We start from the raw sequence: 15,880 nt of genomic DNA, 5'->3' as shown, positions 1-15,880 counted from the left end.
GAAATGATGGTAGCAAGTTCGTTTCGCAGTTAACTTTTCAGGGTTACGAGGAATAAATTCATGTTGTTAAGTCAACTAAATGCAGCGGCGAGTCCGCTATCGCAAGAGCAAGTACAGAAGCTGCAAGGCTTAGTGGCTGAACTTAATCCAATTCAGCAAGCGTGGGTAAGTGGTTACTTAGCCGCTAACGCAAACGCAGGCGCATTAACCGGTGGTGTTGCTGCCGCTCCAGCTGCGGGTGATGCTGCACCGCTAACTATTTTATACGGTTCGCAAACGGGTAACGCTAAAGGCGTGGCGAGCAAGTTAAAAGAACAAGCAGAGTCACGTGGTCTATCGGTTAAGCTAGTCAACATGGCTGACTACAAGCCAACTGCCCTGAAAAAAGAAAAGTTCATCACGGTTGTTGTTTCAACTTACGGTGAGGGTGAGCCACCTGAAGATGCTGAAAGCCTGCATGAGTTTTTAGCAACTAAAAAAGCACCAAAACTAGATGGTGTTAAAGTTGCTGTGATTGGGTTAGGTGACTCAAGCTACGAATTCTTCTGCCAAACAGCAAAAGATTTTGAAGAGCGTTTTAACAAGCTTGGCGCAGAAACTATTTTCCAGCGTGCCGACTTAGATGTTGATTACGATGATGAAGCTGCTAAGTGGATTGATGGTGCACTTGATGCGTTTGAACCTGATCTTAAAGCGCAGCAACAAGCAAGCGGTGGTCAAGTTGTGGCGATGCCATTTGGTGCAGCGGCACCAGCAGCAAGCCAATACACCAAGCAAAACCCATTTGCTGCAGAGCTAAGCGTTGTGCAAAAAATTACCGGTCGTGATTCAACCAAAGATGTGCGTCATGTTGAAATTTCATTAGAAGGTTCAGACATTACCTATACACCGGGTGATTCGCTAGGCGTTTACTTCTTAAATGACGAAGCACTTGTTGATGAAGTACTTACGCTTACTCAAATTGATGCATCTAGCACGGTTAAACTCGGCGATGAAGAGCTAAGTATTCGTGATGCATTAATCGAAAAATTAGAGTTAACCCAGTCATACCCAGGTTTTGTTGAAAAATATGCAACAGCAACTGGCAATCCTGAATTATTAAATTTAGTTGAAGATAAAGCGGCAATGCGTGAGTACATCGAACCTCGCCAAATCTTCGATATTATTCGTCAAAACCCAGCTCAACTAGAAGCGCAAACCTTAGTAGACTGCTTACGTAAACTACAAGCACGTTTATATTCGATTGCATCTAGCCAAGCTGAAGTTGAAGACGAAGTTCACTTAACGGTGGGCCTGGTTGAGTTTGATGCATTTGGTAGCGAGCACTTAGGTGGGTGTTCTGGTTATTTAGCACGTCGTGCTGAAGAAGGCTGCAAAGTAAAAGTATTTAGCGAGCATAACGATAATTTCCGTTTACCGGCTAATGATGAAACGCCAATTATCATGGTAGGTCCGGGTACGGGTATTGCACCATTCCGTGCGTTTTTACAAGAGCGTGATGCTCGTGAAGCAAGTGGTAAAAACTGGTTATTCTTTGGTAACCCACACTTTACTCAAGACTTCTTATATCAAGTTGAAATTCAAGGTTACTTGAAGTCAGGTTTACTGACTAAAGTGGATGTGGCGTTCAGCCGTGACCAAGCTGAAAAAGTATATGTTCAAGACAAACTTCGCAAAAACAGCCAAGAAGTATTTGCTTGGTTAGAAGCGGGTGCTCATTTCTATATCTGTGGTGATGCAAACCGTATGGCGAAAGATGTTCATCAGGCGCTTGTAGACATAATCAAAGAAAGTAGCGGCAAAGATGATGAGCAAGCTGAGCAATATTTAAAAGATTTACGTAGCGCAAATCGCTATCAGAAAGACGTGTACTAATCACGTTTAAAGCTAACAGCCGTCACAGTAACAAATTTAGGAAATACCATGAGCGAACAAGACAAAAACGTAAAGCTTTCTGATAACGAGCGTTTGAAAAGAGAAAGTAACTTTTTACGTGGCACCATTGAGCAAGATTTAAAAGACGAGATCACCGGTGGTTTCACTGCTGATAACTTCCAACTGATCCGTTTCCACGGCATGTACCAGCAAGATGACCGTGACATTCGCCCTGAGCGCGCTAAACAAAAATTAGAGCCGTTACATAATGTAATGTTACGTGCTCGTATGCCTGGCGGTATCATCAAGCCAGAGCAATGGTTAGCGATTGATAAGTTTGCTGAAGAGAAAACCAGCTATGGCAGTATTCGTTTAACCACGCGTCAAACGTTCCAATTCCATGGTGTGCTTAAGCCAAACATTAAAGGCATGCACCAAATGCTTAATAGCGTGGGTATTGACTCAATTGCAACGGCGGGCGATGTAAACCGAAACGTGTTATGTACAACAAACCCTGTTGAGTCTGAACTTCACCAAGAAGCGTACGAGTGGGCTGCGAAGATCTCTGAGCACCTATTACCAAAAACTAAAGCATACGCTGAAATTTGGTTAGATGGTGAAAAGAGTGAAACCACTGAAGAGCCAATTTTAGGTTCAACTTACTTACCACGTAAGTTTAAAACCACTGTGACAATTCCACCGAACAATGAAGTGGATGTGCATGCGAACGACTTAAACTTTGTGGCAATTGCAGAAAACGGCAAGTTAGTTGGTTTTAACGTGTTAGTGGGTGGTGGTCTTGCGATGACTCACGGTGATACCGCAACGTATCCTCGTAAAGCAGATGACTTTGGTTTTATCCCACTTGAGCACACCTTGAAAATTGCTGAGCACGTGGTATCTGTACAGCGTGATTGGGGTAACCGCTCAAATCGTAAAAATGCGAAAACTAAATACACACTTGACCGTGTAGGTTCTGATGTATTTAAAGCAGAAGTTGAAAAACGTGCCGGTGTTCAATTTGAGCAAAGCCGCCCGTATGAGTTCACTCACCGTGGTGACCGTATCGGTTGGGTTGAAGGTATTGATGGTAAGCACCACTTAACGCTGTTTATCCAAAGTGGTCGTATTTTAGATTACCCAAATCAACCTCTTAAAACAGGCTGCCGTAAAATTGCGGAAATCCACCAAGGTGATTTTCGCATGACTGCAAATCAAAACTTGATCATTGCAGGTGTTCCGGCTGATCAAAAAGCGGTAATCGAAGAGATTGCTCGTAACCATGGCTTAATTGATGACAGCCATACAGAGCAGCGTAAAAACTCAATGGCGTGTGTGGCATTACCAACGTGTCCGTTAGCGATGGCTGAAGCTGAGCGTTATTTACCAAGCTTAATTGAGAAAACTGAAGCGTTATTAGCTAAGCACGGCATCAGCGATGACAACATCATCATGCGTGTTGTGGGTTGTCCGAATGGCTGTGGCCGCGCAATGTTGGCTGAAGCGGGTCTGGTCGGTAAAGGTCCGGGTAAATACAACGTGTACTTAGGTGGTAACCGTGAAGGCACGCGTATTCCTAAATTGTATTTAGAAAATGTTGGCGAAGACGTATACCTAGAGGCATTCGATAAGCTAATTGGCCAATGGGCAAGTGAGCGTAATGAAGGCGAGTGTTTTGGTGATTTTGTAATTCGCAAAGGCATTGTTGCTGAAGTTAAAGTTTCAGTAACCGATTTTCACGCATAATTTTATAAGCGACACCGCTTTAAGGTTTGGAATTAACCATGAGTGAATTTAAAAACATCTTAACGATGAGCAAAGAAGACCAAACAGCTATGTTGGCTGATATTAATGGTCTTCTGGCTGATAAAAGCGCAGAGGAGCGTGTTGCGTGGGCACTTGAAAACTTACCAAGCACGCACTTTTTGTCGTCGAGCTTTGGTATTCAAGCGGCGGTGATGTTGCATTTAGTGACATCGCAGCAGCCAGATATTCCTGTGGTACTGACTGACACTGGTTATTTGTTCCCCGAAACCTATCAGTTCATCGAGCAAATGACGGAGCGACTTTCGCTTAATCTTAAAGTTTATAAAGCTGAGCTTAGCCCGGCGTGGCAAGAAGCGAAGTTTGGTAAACTTTGGGAACAAGGTGAAGCCGGTATTAAGCAGTACAATCAACTGAATAAAGTTGAGCCGATGACCCGTGCTTTAAACGAGCTTGAAGCGGGTACGTGGTTTAGTGGTTTGCGCCGCGGGCAATCATCTAGTCGAGCTGACAAGCAAATTGTTGAAATCAGCCGTGGTACTGTGAAAGTGTATCCACTTATTGAGTGGAACAACCGCGATATTTATCAGTATCTAACTAAGCATGATTTGCCGTATCACCCTCTTTGGGAGCAAGGTTATGTATCTATGGGCGATGTTCATACAACCCGTAAACTTGAGCCTGGCATGACAGAAGAAGAGACACGTTTCTTCGGTTTAAACCGTGAATGTGGCTTACATATTGACGGTGATGGTATCTAATCCTAAATTCCTATCAGAATTTTCGTAAAGCGTAACCTAGGTTGCGCTTTTTTTGTGCTATTTATATACAATCCCTGGCTCAATTTTATGAGAGAAAATTATGAGTCGTGCTGTTGTTTTTTTATTATTGCTTTTAATTGCGCCTTTAGTGCGAGCAGAAACGTTACAGGTTGCGCTGTATGACACGGATTATCCCCCTTATCATTTTGCTGATAGTGGTCATAAAGGACTTGTTGATGAGCTATTAACTCGTTTTGCTGAAAAATATAATCACGATATTCAATACATGCTGGTGCCCGAGGTGCGTTCACAGCACTTACTTGATGCAGGTAAAGTCGATGTACGCTTAGAGTCTGAGCAATGGTATCGTGGAAATAAGCAATACTATTGGAGTGATAGTATCGCAGTTGTTGAAGATATTTTAGTGATGCCCAGTGGTTGTCATATTCCAGCGATTGATAAGTTAGGCGGCTATGTGTTGATGGCCCGCTTTGGTTATACCTACCCGCAATTTGAAGCATTATTTGCATCAGGTAAGTTGCACCGTGAAGACTTTTACTCTGAAATAGATATGCTGAAGGCTTTAGTTGATATGCAGCAAAATCAACGTGTTGCTGTTATCGCAAAAAACACACTGCAGTGGTATGCCAAGGAAAATAATGCCTTTAAAAAATTCACGGTGAGTGATTACAGTGTTGGTAAGGCTCCGATGCAATTACAGTTTGCTTACAATGAAAAAGGGAAGCGTATGAGCGAGCAATTTAATGAATTTATGAAAAATCTTAAATCATCTGGTGAATTTGCTAAGATTGAGAGTAACTACCAATAATCGGTAAATGGAATGATTAAGCGTTTTTGTTACCTTGCGGTTATGCTGCTACTAACCAGTATCGCGCTGCTGTTTTACATTAAAAAGCCAGACGGAAAACCTTACCTAGAGCTGAGCATGTTCGAGCGATACTCAGAAAAAGTCAGTGGTGATGTGAGTGATTTTGCTTCGCAAAGTGCCGATACACTTACCAGCCAAGCAAAAAAGCTCACTGAGAAGTTGAGCTTGAGCAAAGACGCAAATGCACCTGTCGTGGTGTATAAATGGCAAGATGAACATGGTCAGTGGCACTATGCTGATACCCCTCACCCTAATTACGTTAGTACTGCGGTAAGTTTAGATCCTAACGACATAACGGTGTTACCGGCAGAGACATTTCAAGCTGATGAAAAGCAACCAGCAACCGTTAAAGCTGACGAAACATCTTCGGTGCTTGGGGTGTACGACTCTAAAAACGTACAAAAGATGATGCAAGACGCTGAGCAAGTAAAACAGCTTATGGAGCAACGTAACAAGCAACTTGAGCAACAGCTCAAAGAGCAAGGTGGGAATTAACTTTGTTTATTTTGTGCTGTGAGATCGCTTTCCATTTTCATCAGTAAAATAGTGAGATAAATTTTGGTGGGCAAAGAGAACAGCACACCAACAGCAATGCACGCTGCGCTGATCATAATGCCATGCACACCCATGCTATCACCTAAGTAATTGCCAGCTAATAAAGAATGCCCCAAAATAATTAGGCAAATACCTAAAATAATAAAGGTTTTTAAGATTCGAATGATGGTTTGTTCGGTCATACAAGCACCTCACTTTAGCCTTAATTAAAGTGTAGGTGCTGTTGTCATTAATAGGATTGTTCTAAATCAAGCAATTGTCGGTTATCTGTCCAATTTTACTGGACCGTTGATGTTATCGATACTTAAATCACCAGAACCCGCTTCGATAATTGTCAGGCCGAGTGTGTCATCAACATAAATACTGCCAGAGCCATCGGTAATGGTAACCAGCCCTTTGATTTGTCTTACATCTATATCGCCAGAGCCATCTTCGATAGTAAGCGCACCAGCTAATGTTTTAACGCTGATACTACCTGATTCATCAATAATACGCGCTGGACCTTGGCTGTTTTCGATGCGGATATCACCAGAGTCATCTTCAATATCAATACGCCCTTGGCCTTGGTCTATCATAATTGAGCCTGAGTCGTCTTCAATGCTGATATTGCCGCTGACATTGCTAATGCGAATATCGCCAGAATCATCATCAATATTTATATTGCGACCCCCTTCGATCACAATTGATCCTGAGTCATCATCAATGCTGATATCGTTTTGCATCGCACGTATCACGATATCACCTGAGTCATCATCGATATCTAGTTTAAGGTTACTAGGCACAGAGACAATTAAATCAATATGAGGTGATGAGCCACTGTAAAACGATAAGCTACCATTATTGAGCTTACTGATAAGCTCAGCCGTGTCGCCGTGCTTTTCGAGGGTTAGCGTATAAGTTTCATCGCCTTTAGCCGCATAGATATTAGCATTCACTGTGATAGCTGTGGCGTTGCTGTCGCCTTTGATGATCAGTGAACCTGCTTCAGCATCAATTTTTAATTCGCTGATATTGGCAGCGGATACGCTTAAGTCTTGTTGTTTTTGTTCTGCGATCTGGCCCGGAGAAACATGAATAACACAGCCCGTTAATAATAAACTTGATGAGATGGCCGTTGCGCAAATTGCGCGTTTGAATGATGCAATAGTCATAGGAATTCCAAAATTATTATGGTTGTTATCTGGTTAGCAGTTGCAAACTATGGTCCAATTTTAACATGCTGATTTTTATGTGCTTTTCATTTTTTGTAAATAAGTGTGTTGGTCTAAACTGCAATTTATTGGTGTTTTAAACAAAAAAGGGGCTGAAAATTCAGCCCCTTAGTTAACTTAACAGCAATTACTGCTCAGCCAGCATATTACGCAGTACATACTGTAAAATACCGCCGTGTTTGTAGTAATCCCACTCTTTAGGGGTATCTATACGCACATCAACACTAAAGCTAATTTGTTTGCCTTCACTGTTGGTCGCAATCACACTGACTTCATTGGTTTTGTCATATAAGCCTTCAAAGTCGAATGACTCTTGACCCGTTAGACCCAATGACTCATAGCTTTCACCTTCTTTAAATTGTAGGGGTAAAACACCCATACCAATCAGGTTTGAACGGTGAATACGCTCATAGCTTTGTGCAATAACGGCTTTAACACCAAGTAAAAGTGAGCCTTTAGCAGCCCAGTCGCGTGATGAGCCTGTGCCATATTCCGCACCCGCTAAAATAATCAGTGGCGTGCCATCTTGCTGATATTGCATCGCTGCATCATAAATGCTGGCAAGCTGATCGCTTGGCTGCATACGAGTCACACCGCCTTCGGTACCCGGTGCTAATAGATTACGTAAACGGACATTAGCAAAGGTACCGCGCATCATCACTTCGTGGTTACCACGGCGCGAACCATACGAGTTAAATTGTGCTTTTTGCACGCCGTGCTCTTGCAAGTAAAGACCTGCTGGGGCATCTGCTTTAATTGCACCTGCTGGCGAGATGTGGTCAGTGGTTACTGAGTCACCTAATTTTGCCAAACAGCGTGCACCACTAATGCTCGGAATGCCTGGAGGCTCAATTTCCATACCATCAAAGAATGGCGCTTTTTTGATGTAGGTTGACGCATCATCCCAATCATAAAGTTTGCCATCAGGAATTTGAATTTTCTGCCAGCGATCATCGCCTTGATACACATTGCCATAGCTTGATGCGAACATTTCTTTGGTCACGGTTTCACGGACGAGTTCGTTTACTTCACTAACACTTGGCCAAATATTTTTTAGATAAATGTCATTACCATTTGGGTCTTGCGCAAGCGGTTCGTTATACACGTCGATATCTGTACGACCCGCAATTGCGTAAGCAACCACAAGGGGTGGTGAGGCTAAGAAGTTCATTTTCACATCTTGGTGAATACGGCCTTCAAAGTTACGGTTACCCGATAAAATAGAGCTGACAACCAGTTTATGCTTTTGAATTGCTTCACTGATTTCATCAGCTAAAGGCCCTGAGTTACCAATACAGGTTGTACAACCATAACCAACAAGGTTAAAGCCTAAGGCATCTAAATCATCCATCAAGTCGGCTTTTTTCAAGTAATCAGTCACCACTTGAGAGCCCGGAGCAAGTGAGGTTTTAACCCATGGCTTCACCTTTAAGCCTAATTGCTTGGCTTTTTTAGCCACTAAGCCTGCCGCTAAAATAACACTAGGGTTTGAAGTGTTTGTACAGCTCGTAATTGCAGCAATGACACACGCACCGTCTTTCAGCTCAAACTGTTCGCCTTTAAAATTAACTTTAGCCGCACCCATATATTGTGCTTCGTTTACTGGCTCATCAGGGTTGGTTGTTGGGCCTTCGTCTTCAATGCGCGCTTCTTGGGCATCGCTTTTATCACGGTGTTGCATGCGCTCATCTTGGAAGCCTTTTAAGTGCTCACCAATAATGCTACCTGCTTTATCAAGGGCGATTCTATCTTGCGGGCGTTTAGGGCCTGCAAGACTCGGCACCACATCATCAAGGGATAACTCGAGTGTGTCTGTATAATGAGCTTCATCGCCAGGATTACGCCACAAGCCTTGGTGCTTAGCATAGTCCTCGATGAGTTTAAGTTGTTTGTCATCGCGGTTAGTTAAACGTAGGTAGTTAATGGTTTCATCATCAATTGGGAAAATACCGCAGGTTGCTCCATATTCTGGTGCCATGTTTGCGATAGTTGCACGGTCCGCAAGTGGTAAATCAGCAAGACCATCACCATAAAACTCAACAAATTTACCCACTACGCCATGCTTACGCAGCATTTCTGTTACGGTTAGTACAAGGTCGGTTGCCGTTGTGCCTTCTGGCAGGCGACCATTGAGCTTAAAGCCAACGACCTGTGGAATAAGTAAGCTGATTGGTTGACCAAGCATTGCAGCTTCGGCTTCAATACCACCGACACCCCAACCTAGCACCCCAAGGCCATTGATCATGGTGGTGTGCGAATCGGTTCCGACTAGGGTATCTGGGTAGGCGAGTGATTTCCCATTTTTACTATCGTTAAATACCACACGGGCTAAATATTCTAAATTAACTTGGTGTACGATGCCGGTAGCGGGAGGTACGACTTTCAAGTTATCGAAGGCGGTTTGCCCCCAGCGTAAAAATTCGTAACGCTCTTTGTTGCGCTCATATTCAAGCTTCGCATTTAAGTCGAATGAACCATCTTCACCGTAGCCATCAACTTGCACAGAGTGATCAATTACCAGCTCAGCAGGTGACAGCGGGTTTATTTTTGCAGGATCGCCACCGAGTTTTTCCATGGCATCACGCATCGCGGCTAAATCAACAATGGCGGGAACACCTGTAAAGTCTTGCATTACAACGCGAGCAGGCGTAAATGCGACTTCTGCAGATGGTTTAGCTTGTGGATCCCAGTTTAATAAGGCATCGATATCTTGCTTTTTAATATTGACGCCATCTTCATTGCGCAACAGGTTTTCAAGTAAGATTTTTAATGAGAATGGCAGACGTTTTGCTTTGTCGCCTAAACCTTGTAAAGAGTGAATATGATATTGCTCACCATTAATCGTAAGCTGTTTTTGGGTATCAAAACTGTTATTCATTATTTGCCCCTGTGGTTTGAGCAAGCAATTTGGCTTGCTTTGTTGTTTCCTTTTCGAAATAGACACAGTGTTATTGCAAACTTAATACCAGCTGAGACATTCATCTAGCTGATGAAAAAATATGCTATCTAATATAGTTGCTGCCGATGTGATTTATTTCAAGGGGGAGGGACGGATAAAAGGGTAGTTACTTTAAACTACCCTCAGAAATAAGTGTTTTTAGTTGAGCCAGTTTTGTTGTTTACCTTTATGGCTAATAAACAGTAATAGTAAGCCAATAACGATCACACACAGTGGCATTGCTAATGCGCTGGTACCAAACATGGCAAGGCTATCTATCACCACAAAATTATAATATTGCTGGACTAAGACAGCGATAAACGAGATTAAAAATAGCTCGCGCGCAAGCGCTTTTTTGGCGAGTAATAGAATGCTCGCGAAACTTGCTGCAAACACGGCTATCGCAAAGGCAACCGTTGACCAGAGCGGGATGTCGCGGTATGCGGCTTGTTGTGCTTCAGGGAGTTGGCTAATCATTTCGGGTGTGATCAACAGCTGCATTACAAATGCAATGACACCTAAAAGATTCCACACAAGGGCTGCCCAAGCAAGTGGCTTGAGCCAAGCTGGAGGGTTCATAAATCACCTTTTATTGTTGTTATTATCACATTCAATTAAAGGTGATTTATGTAAACTAAGCAAGCTCTAGTTAACCAAACGAGATAGGGCGACGGCCGGTTTTTTCGTCCACTTTTGGCTTTTTAGTACGTTTACGCTTCGATTTTTTTGGCGCTTCTTCAGCGCTTTGTGGTTGTGCTTTTTGTACAGGTTCTGGTGGGCGAGGTTTTGGTGTTGCATCTTCGCTTAATGTCAGTTGGAACAACTCACCATCGAAAGCAAGCACGTCACCACTGTATAATTTTTTCCGTTTTATTGTACAAATTTCATAGTTAACCCCAACATAACCTTCACCAATTAAGGCTTTTGCTTGGCCGCCTGTTTCGACTAGGTCGAGCACTTTTAGCAAGTTACATAGCTCTATCGGCTCTTCTTCTAGTTCAATTTCGATGAAATCTTCGTTCATGTTGGTCTCTCTTAATTCAATCGCAGCCATTATAAAGCCTAGCACTCAATTGAACCAAGATTAAATTTTTAAGCTCTTCAAGCGGTTAAAATTTACAGCAATAAATAATCTGAAATTTTTACAAACAGTAAAAAAACTGCAGTATTTACTGGGTACACTGCGCGCGTTTGGAATTGGTGTACAAATTGCTAAATGCATGTCCGTTTCATTTTTTTATTCGTTCAGGAGAAGTTGTAATGGGCGTAAGATCAGCGCTAAGAAAAGAGTTAATGGGTTTGCAAGATTCGTCTCTGCTTGCTGCAGATGATGTGCGAGCTTTGTTAACACAAACAATTAAGTCTCAGCCTGAAAAGTCAGAACAAGGTTTTGCGTTAATTTCGCGATTTAATGATAATCATAGCCAGCTGAGTTCAGGGGAAACAAATAAAGAAAAGCTACTCCAGCATCAAACCCACCGTTTATTTAAAGATATTCTATATACCCGTCAAAGTGTTAATAGTTGGCTAAAAAAACATCTTAATTAATTGATTTATTGTTTTTCTCACCTTAGACTACAGTTGTAATCAATAGTGAGAAAAACAATGAAAAGGATAATTTCAGCAGCCATATTTTTAATTTTGGCAGGTTGTCAGCAACCAACAGTCTACGTATACACTGAAAATCTTGATGAACAACAGCTGCTCACATTAGAGCAAGCTTTAACTAAGCAAAGCTTACCTTATGAATACACAAAGCTACCTATTCCTAGAGACTTTGCTGATGCAACCTTAATGTTATCGAGCGATAAAATTCTCACTCATGAAACCGAGCAACTTGCAGAAATTATGCAGGGGCTGGGTTATCAAGCTGAAATTAAATACACCACAGACGCTAATCACTTTTACAATCAAGGCAATATAGGTTTTTACATACGAGCAAAAAATGGCTTAACCGGTTTTACTATGCCGGCTCGAGTCATCACAACCGGTTGCGTTGAGGATAAGTTTAATGGCCTTGCGGTTACATTTAGTGATAAACAGGCTGAATTTAACCTAGCAAGTGGTAGACGAGTCTCATTGGAGTGGGATTACTTATACGGCTATTTAGTCATTTATTATAAAAACTATTCGCAAAGCTACAGCCATTTAACGCCAGAAGTGAGTACTCCATTTGGTATGAAACCATCAGATACCTATCGTTACACGGCACGCGTTAATAGCCCAAGTTGGTTAAATTGCTCATTACAAATTGTGTATATGGACTAGCTACGTGACTCAAGGTAAGTGCTTAACTTAGTAATGCGTTCACTCATGCCTTCGATGATGCGATCTTTAATTTTCTCGCGGATCACATTGGGTAAACGGGTAAGTGCTTCAGGGGTGATAGCTAACAAAATGGTATCAACTTTTGCGCGTGCACTGGTACTGTGCTCGCGGTTATTGATAAAAGCACCTTCTCCGATAAATTCACCGGGTTCAATGGTGCCAAGTTCGAGTAAGTGGCTTTGTTTGAACACCATCAGTGAGCCGCTTAGCACAATATAAAGTCGTTTATCAGTATCGTATTGCTTGAAAACAGCGCGGCCTTGTTTGACCAAATACAAATGACTAAATGACTCTAACAACACCTGCCGTTCACTGAGAGAAAACTCTCTAAAGAACGACAACCTGTTAATGATTTCCATTTGTTTAATTAGTGGAATGTGCTCGATTAACTTCATTGACTCACATGGGTATAGCGCGAAATTAGCTAATATTGCGCTCTTTTAGCTTGCGGGTCAATGTATTGCGGCCCCAACCAATTTTCACCGCAGCCTCTTGCTTGTGCCCAGCGCAATTGGCTAATGCCGTTTTAATCAAGCGAGTTTCAAGTTGTGCTTGAATGGCTGGCCAAATATTTTCTTTGCCTTGTTTAAGTTCCAGATTAAGCCATTGTTGAAATGCATCCAGCCAATCACCTTCTTGCTCAATGGGTGTGACAGCGACGATTTCTGGCGGTAAATCTTGTTCACTTATAAGCTCACCCGGCGCCATAACTGTTAACCAGCGACAGGTGTTCTCTAGTTGGCGCACGTTACCTGGCCAGTTAAATAAGCGCAGTTGCTCAGTGGCTTTAGGGCTTAAAATCTTGCTTTCAACTTGCAGCTCTTTGGCGCTTTTATGTAAAAAGTGCTGTGCCAGACGTTCAATATCTTCAGTACGCTCACGTAGCGCTGGTAAGCGTAAACGCACCACGTTTAGGCGATGAAATAAGTCGTCACGAAACTTACCTTGTTTAACCAAGTCTTCGAGGTTTTGGTGCGTTGCAGCAATAATACGTACATCAACTTTAATACTTTGATGACCGCCCACGCGGTAAAACTCACCATCGGCTAACACGCGTAATAAACGCGTTTGAACGTCGAGTGGCATATCACCAATTTCATCTAAAAATAAAGTGCCACCATTCGCTTGTTCAAAGCGGCCTTTACGAATGCTGTCGGCTCCGGTGAATGCCCCTTTTTCGTGACCGAATAATTCTGACTCGACCAATTCTTTAGGAATGGCAGCCATATTCAGAGCAATAAACTGGTTTTCTTTACGAGGGCTGTGGTTATGCAGGGCACTAGCAACAAGTTCTTTACCTGTTCCCGACTCACCGTTAATCAGCACGCTCATGCTTGATGCTGATAATTTACCAATCGCGCGAAATACCTCTTGCATTGCAGGTGCTTCACCTATGATATGCGCATTGGTTTGTGGTGCTTGTTTGCGTTTAGTTTTCTTCGTTGAGTTAGCACGACAGGCGCTTTCTACCAGCGCAACAGCTTCGTCTAAATCGAACGGCTTAGCAAGGTACTCAAATGCCCCTTTTTGGAAGGCATTTACCGCAGAATCTAAGTCTGAGTGAGCGGTCATGATAATCACTGGTAAGCCAGGGTTTTGCTCGGCAATGGTTTCTAGTAACGCCATGCCATCCATGCCAGGCATGCGCACATCGGATACCAGTACCGTTGGCTGGCTAAACTTTAATGCATTCAGCACATCTTGTGCATTTGCATAGCTTTCAGTTTCAAATCCTGCACGTGCCAACGCTTTTTCTAATACAAAGCGAATTGAGGCATCATCATCAACTAACCAGACTGTTTTCATGACTACTCCAAAAAACCATTAATCCGTAAAAGGCAAATAGATATTAAATTCTGTATGGCCTGGCCAACTGTCACAATCAATGTGGCCATCATGTTGGTCAACCAAGGTTTGCGCTATGGATAAACCAAGCCCTGATCCATTTTCTTTATTGGTGATCATTGGGTAGAACAAGGTTTCACGTAAACTTTTGTCTATTCCCGGGCCGTTATCCGAAATTTGGATCAGCAAGGTTTTCTTCGGCGCCTTACCTGGTCGCCTGTGTTGATGGTTGATGCGGGTTTTTATTCTTATCTCGCCACCATCAACGAGTGCCTGTTGTGCATTACGAATAATGTTCAGTACCACTTGCTGGATTTTACCTTGGTCTATGTACACGCTCGGTATACTTGGATCGTAGTCTTTCACTAAAGTGATATTGGCATTGTTATCTAACATGCTCAGTTTAATCACTGACTCTAAGGCTTGGTGAATGTTGCCATAAGATTTATGTGGCAATTGATTCGGACCAAGCAAGCGGTCAACAAGCTCACGTAAACGGTCTGCTTGTTCGATGATTAATTCGGCACATTGATCTCGTTCTTGCTGATCAACCTCATACTGCAATAATTGCGCCGCTCCGCGAATTCCACCTAAAGGATTTTTAATTTCATGTGCTAAACCACGAATTAAATTACGTGCAGCTTGATATTGGTGCATTTGATTAGAGGCTTGATCGTGGCGAATTTCATCGTCCATTTGACGACATTCGAACAGAATATAATTGTCATCGTTGTTACTAATTCTGCGCGTACTAATGGTTAATTTCGCGTGACGAGAATCAACGAACACCACGTCAGCCCTGTGCTGGTGGCAATCGACACCATCGAATAACGAATATTGGGCAATGCGTTTTAAATCTATTGAGTGGTAATTAAATAGGTTATCGAACGGTTGGTTGATAATGCGTTTTGGGCCTAAACCTAAAAGCTCACTGGCGCTATCGTTTGCATAAACCAGCTTAAAATCTCGGTCGAGTAAAATGACGGCAGTACTTAAATTTTTCCAAATACTGTCGAGTAATTCAGAATTAAAGTGTGTTTCACTGAGCATGGTTGCACCATTTTAGTGCGTTGCGATTAAGTGCAGCTTAGCATACTCTTTTTACATTAAGAGACGTTATATCGAAAATTTTAGTTTCCGCCATAAATCGATGTTCTATGCATAAAAAAGGTGCTGACTGGGCTAACCGAAACGAGTTTATTATTCGCATCAAAAAGTTTGGCTTGTAATGTGTGTTCACCTCGCTCGACCTCTCTTAGTGCAAAGGTCGTGCTATTACTTGGTGCACCATGGGCTGAGCCATCAAATAAAAGTTGTACTTTAAAGCCATTTTCGAAGCGAGGGCTAATGCGTGCAGTAACGTACACAGAGCCGGTATTTTCTCTTACGGTTGCTTCATTTGCTGGTGATGAAATACTGACGTTAAATTTGACTGGCATCGCGCTTGGGGCGCTATCAAGTATGCTGGTGTCGGTAGCTGGCATGGTCAGGTTTTGGGTGTTCATCTTTACTTCTGTAGCACCAGGTCGTGGTGTATCAGAAAATACTAAAACGCCGTTCTTATCTTTCCAAGAATAGACTTTTTGCGCTGCGCCATAGCTAAAAAAGCTTAGAAAAATCAGCGATAGTACCAATAAAGTTGTGCTTTTCACCCTGCAACCCTGCATTTTTTAATCTAACTAAAACTGTAGAGTAGAACCCGCTCAATTACCAT

General features: G+C 42.6%; 16 protein-coding genes. 7 read left to right on the top strand and 9 right to left on the bottom strand.

Annotation, left to right across the window (positions count from 1 at the left end):
• Positions 1 to 60: 60 nt before the first annotated feature.
• The 5 genes from P4S60_RS16005 to P4S60_RS15985 all read left to right on the top strand — a co-directional run bounded on the left by P4S60_RS16005 (position 61) and on the right by P4S60_RS15985 (position 5,784).
• Positions 61 to 1,875 (top strand): assimilatory sulfite reductase (NADPH) flavoprotein subunit, encoded by a 1,815-nt coding sequence (locus tag P4S60_RS16005; protein ID WP_337116593.1) that lies wholly within the window; start codon positions 61 to 63, stop codon positions 1,873 to 1,875.
• Between the two features lie 48 nt (positions 1,876 to 1,923).
• Positions 1,924 to 3,621, top strand: coding sequence for an assimilatory sulfite reductase (NADPH) hemoprotein subunit (gene cysI, locus P4S60_RS16000; RefSeq protein WP_119853731.1), 1,698 nt, complete (start codon positions 1,924 to 1,926; stop codon positions 3,619 to 3,621).
• 38 nt (positions 3,622 to 3,659) lie between these two features.
• A complete protein-coding gene (locus P4S60_RS15995; RefSeq protein WP_337116592.1) occupies positions 3,660 to 4,400 on the top strand; it encodes a phosphoadenylyl-sulfate reductase in 741 nt (246 codons plus the stop codon).
• A 100-nt stretch (positions 4,401 to 4,500) separates the two neighbouring features.
• Positions 4,501 to 5,229 carry a substrate-binding periplasmic protein gene (locus P4S60_RS15990; protein ID WP_337116591.1) on the top strand — a complete coding sequence of 243 codons (729 nt, stop codon included), beginning with the start codon at positions 4,501 to 4,503 and terminating at the stop codon, positions 5,227 to 5,229.
• A gap of 12 nt (positions 5,230 to 5,241) precedes the next feature.
• Positions 5,242 to 5,784, top strand: coding sequence for a DUF4124 domain-containing protein (locus P4S60_RS15985; RefSeq protein ID WP_337116590.1), 543 nt, complete (start codon positions 5,242 to 5,244; stop codon positions 5,782 to 5,784).
• Here P4S60_RS15985 and P4S60_RS15980 read toward each other — a convergent pair.
• The 5 genes from P4S60_RS15980 to P4S60_RS15960 form a co-directional block, all read right to left on the bottom strand.
• The gene (locus P4S60_RS15980) at positions 5,781 to 6,026 is read right to left on the bottom strand and encodes a hypothetical protein (RefSeq protein WP_337116589.1); all 246 of its coding nucleotides are present in this window, start codon (positions 6,024 to 6,026) and stop codon (positions 5,781 to 5,783) included. The genes P4S60_RS15985 and P4S60_RS15980 overlap by 4 nt on opposite strands.
• An 81-nt stretch (positions 6,027 to 6,107) precedes the next feature.
• Positions 6,108 to 6,995: a hypothetical protein gene (locus tag P4S60_RS15975; protein ID WP_337116588.1), complete on the bottom strand. Its 888-nt coding sequence runs from the start codon at positions 6,993 to 6,995 to the stop codon at positions 6,108 to 6,110.
• A gap of 187 nt (positions 6,996 to 7,182) precedes the next feature.
• The gene (acnA, locus tag P4S60_RS15970; protein WP_337116587.1) at positions 7,183 to 9,933 is read right to left on the bottom strand and encodes an aconitate hydratase AcnA; all 2,751 of its coding nucleotides are present in this window, start codon (positions 9,931 to 9,933) and stop codon (positions 7,183 to 7,185) included.
• Positions 9,934 to 10,152: 219 nt separating this feature from the next.
• Positions 10,153 to 10,572, bottom strand: coding sequence for a hypothetical protein (locus P4S60_RS15965; protein ID WP_337116586.1), 420 nt, complete (start codon positions 10,570 to 10,572; stop codon positions 10,153 to 10,155).
• Between the two features lie 70 nt (positions 10,573 to 10,642).
• Entirely contained in the window at positions 10,643 to 11,017 is a 375-nt protein-coding gene (locus tag P4S60_RS15960; RefSeq protein WP_337116873.1) for an RNA-binding S4 domain-containing protein, read from the bottom strand.
• 236 nt (positions 11,018 to 11,253) lie between these two features.
• Between P4S60_RS15960 and P4S60_RS15955 the strand changes: the two genes are divergently transcribed.
• Together P4S60_RS15955 and P4S60_RS15950 are read left to right on the top strand one after the other, a co-directional pair.
• Positions 11,254 to 11,541, top strand: a complete 288-nt coding sequence (locus P4S60_RS15955) for a hypothetical protein (RefSeq protein WP_062566674.1) — start codon at positions 11,254 to 11,256, stop codon at positions 11,539 to 11,541.
• A 57-nt stretch (positions 11,542 to 11,598) separates the two neighbouring features.
• The gene (locus P4S60_RS15950) at positions 11,599 to 12,261 is read left to right on the top strand and encodes a hypothetical protein (RefSeq protein WP_337116585.1); all 663 of its coding nucleotides are present in this window, start codon (positions 11,599 to 11,601) and stop codon (positions 12,259 to 12,261) included.
• Here the strand turns inward: P4S60_RS15950 and P4S60_RS15945 are convergent.
• From P4S60_RS15945 to P4S60_RS15930, 4 genes are all read right to left on the bottom strand, one after another.
• Positions 12,258 to 12,716: a cyclic nucleotide-binding domain-containing protein gene (locus P4S60_RS15945; protein ID WP_063701080.1), complete on the bottom strand. Its 459-nt coding sequence runs from the start codon at positions 12,714 to 12,716 to the stop codon at positions 12,258 to 12,260. The genes P4S60_RS15950 and P4S60_RS15945 overlap by 4 nt on opposite strands.
• 25 nt (positions 12,717 to 12,741) lie before the next feature.
• Entirely contained in the window at positions 12,742 to 14,127 is a 1,386-nt protein-coding gene (gene ntrC, locus P4S60_RS15940) for a nitrogen regulation protein NR(I) (protein WP_063701083.1), read from the bottom strand.
• An 18-nt stretch (positions 14,128 to 14,145) separates the two neighbouring features.
• On the bottom strand, positions 14,146 to 15,216 hold the full coding sequence (gene glnL / locus P4S60_RS15935; protein ID WP_063701086.1) for a nitrogen regulation protein NR(II): 1,071 nt from the start codon (positions 15,214 to 15,216) through the stop codon (positions 14,146 to 14,148).
• An 80-nt stretch (positions 15,217 to 15,296) separates the two neighbouring features.
• The gene (locus tag P4S60_RS15930; protein WP_337116584.1) at positions 15,297 to 15,818 is read right to left on the bottom strand and encodes a DUF4124 domain-containing protein; all 522 of its coding nucleotides are present in this window, start codon (positions 15,816 to 15,818) and stop codon (positions 15,297 to 15,299) included.
• Positions 15,819 to 15,880 lie beyond the last annotated feature (62 nt).

It is taken from the genome of Pseudoalteromonas sp. Hal040 (assembly GCF_037162425.1).
Classification (GTDB): Bacteria; Pseudomonadota; Gammaproteobacteria; order Enterobacterales; family Alteromonadaceae; genus Pseudoalteromonas; species Pseudoalteromonas gelatinilytica.
The sequence above is the reverse complement of the archived record's forward strand: the minus strand, read 5'-3'. Positions and strand labels throughout refer to the sequence as shown.

What these genes read in the sequence shown, in the direction of transcription:
- P4S60_RS16005 (WP_337116593.1), top strand. Translation starts at nt 61, where the DNA reads ATGTTGTTAAGTCAACTAAATGCAGCGGCGAGTCCGCTATCGCAAGAG.
- cysI (WP_119853731.1), top strand. Translation starts at nt 1,924, where the DNA reads ATGAGCGAACAAGACAAAAACGTAAAGCTTTCTGATAACGAGCGTTTG.
- P4S60_RS15995 (WP_337116592.1), top strand. Translation starts at nt 3,660, where the DNA reads ATGAGTGAATTTAAAAACATCTTAACGATGAGCAAAGAAGACCAAACA.
- P4S60_RS15990 (WP_337116591.1), top strand. Translation starts at nt 4,501, where the DNA reads ATGAGTCGTGCTGTTGTTTTTTTATTATTGCTTTTAATTGCGCCTTTA.
- P4S60_RS15985 (WP_337116590.1), top strand. Translation starts at nt 5,242, where the DNA reads ATGATTAAGCGTTTTTGTTACCTTGCGGTTATGCTGCTACTAACCAGT.
- P4S60_RS15980 (WP_337116589.1), bottom strand. Translation starts at nt 6,026, where the DNA reads ATGACCGAACAAACCATCATTCGAATCTTAAAAACCTTTATTATTTTA.
- P4S60_RS15975 (WP_337116588.1), bottom strand. Translation starts at nt 6,995, where the DNA reads ATGACTATTGCATCATTCAAACGCGCAATTTGCGCAACGGCCATCTCA.
- acnA (WP_337116587.1), bottom strand. Translation starts at nt 9,933, where the DNA reads ATGAATAACAGTTTTGATACCCAAAAACAGCTTACGATTAATGGTGAG.
- P4S60_RS15965 (WP_337116586.1), bottom strand. Translation starts at nt 10,572, where the DNA reads ATGAACCCTCCAGCTTGGCTCAAGCCACTTGCTTGGGCAGCCCTTGTG.
- P4S60_RS15960 (WP_337116873.1), bottom strand. Translation starts at nt 11,017, where the DNA reads ATGAACGAAGATTTCATCGAAATTGAACTAGAAGAAGAGCCGATAGAG.
- P4S60_RS15955 (WP_062566674.1), top strand. Translation starts at nt 11,254, where the DNA reads ATGGGCGTAAGATCAGCGCTAAGAAAAGAGTTAATGGGTTTGCAAGAT.
- P4S60_RS15950 (WP_337116585.1), top strand. Translation starts at nt 11,599, where the DNA reads ATGAAAAGGATAATTTCAGCAGCCATATTTTTAATTTTGGCAGGTTGT.
- P4S60_RS15945 (WP_063701080.1), bottom strand. Translation starts at nt 12,716, where the DNA reads ATGAAGTTAATCGAGCACATTCCACTAATTAAACAAATGGAAATCATT.
- ntrC (WP_063701083.1), bottom strand. Translation starts at nt 14,127, where the DNA reads ATGAAAACAGTCTGGTTAGTTGATGATGATGCCTCAATTCGCTTTGTA.
- glnL (WP_063701086.1), bottom strand. Translation starts at nt 15,216, where the DNA reads ATGCTCAGTGAAACACACTTTAATTCTGAATTACTCGACAGTATTTGG.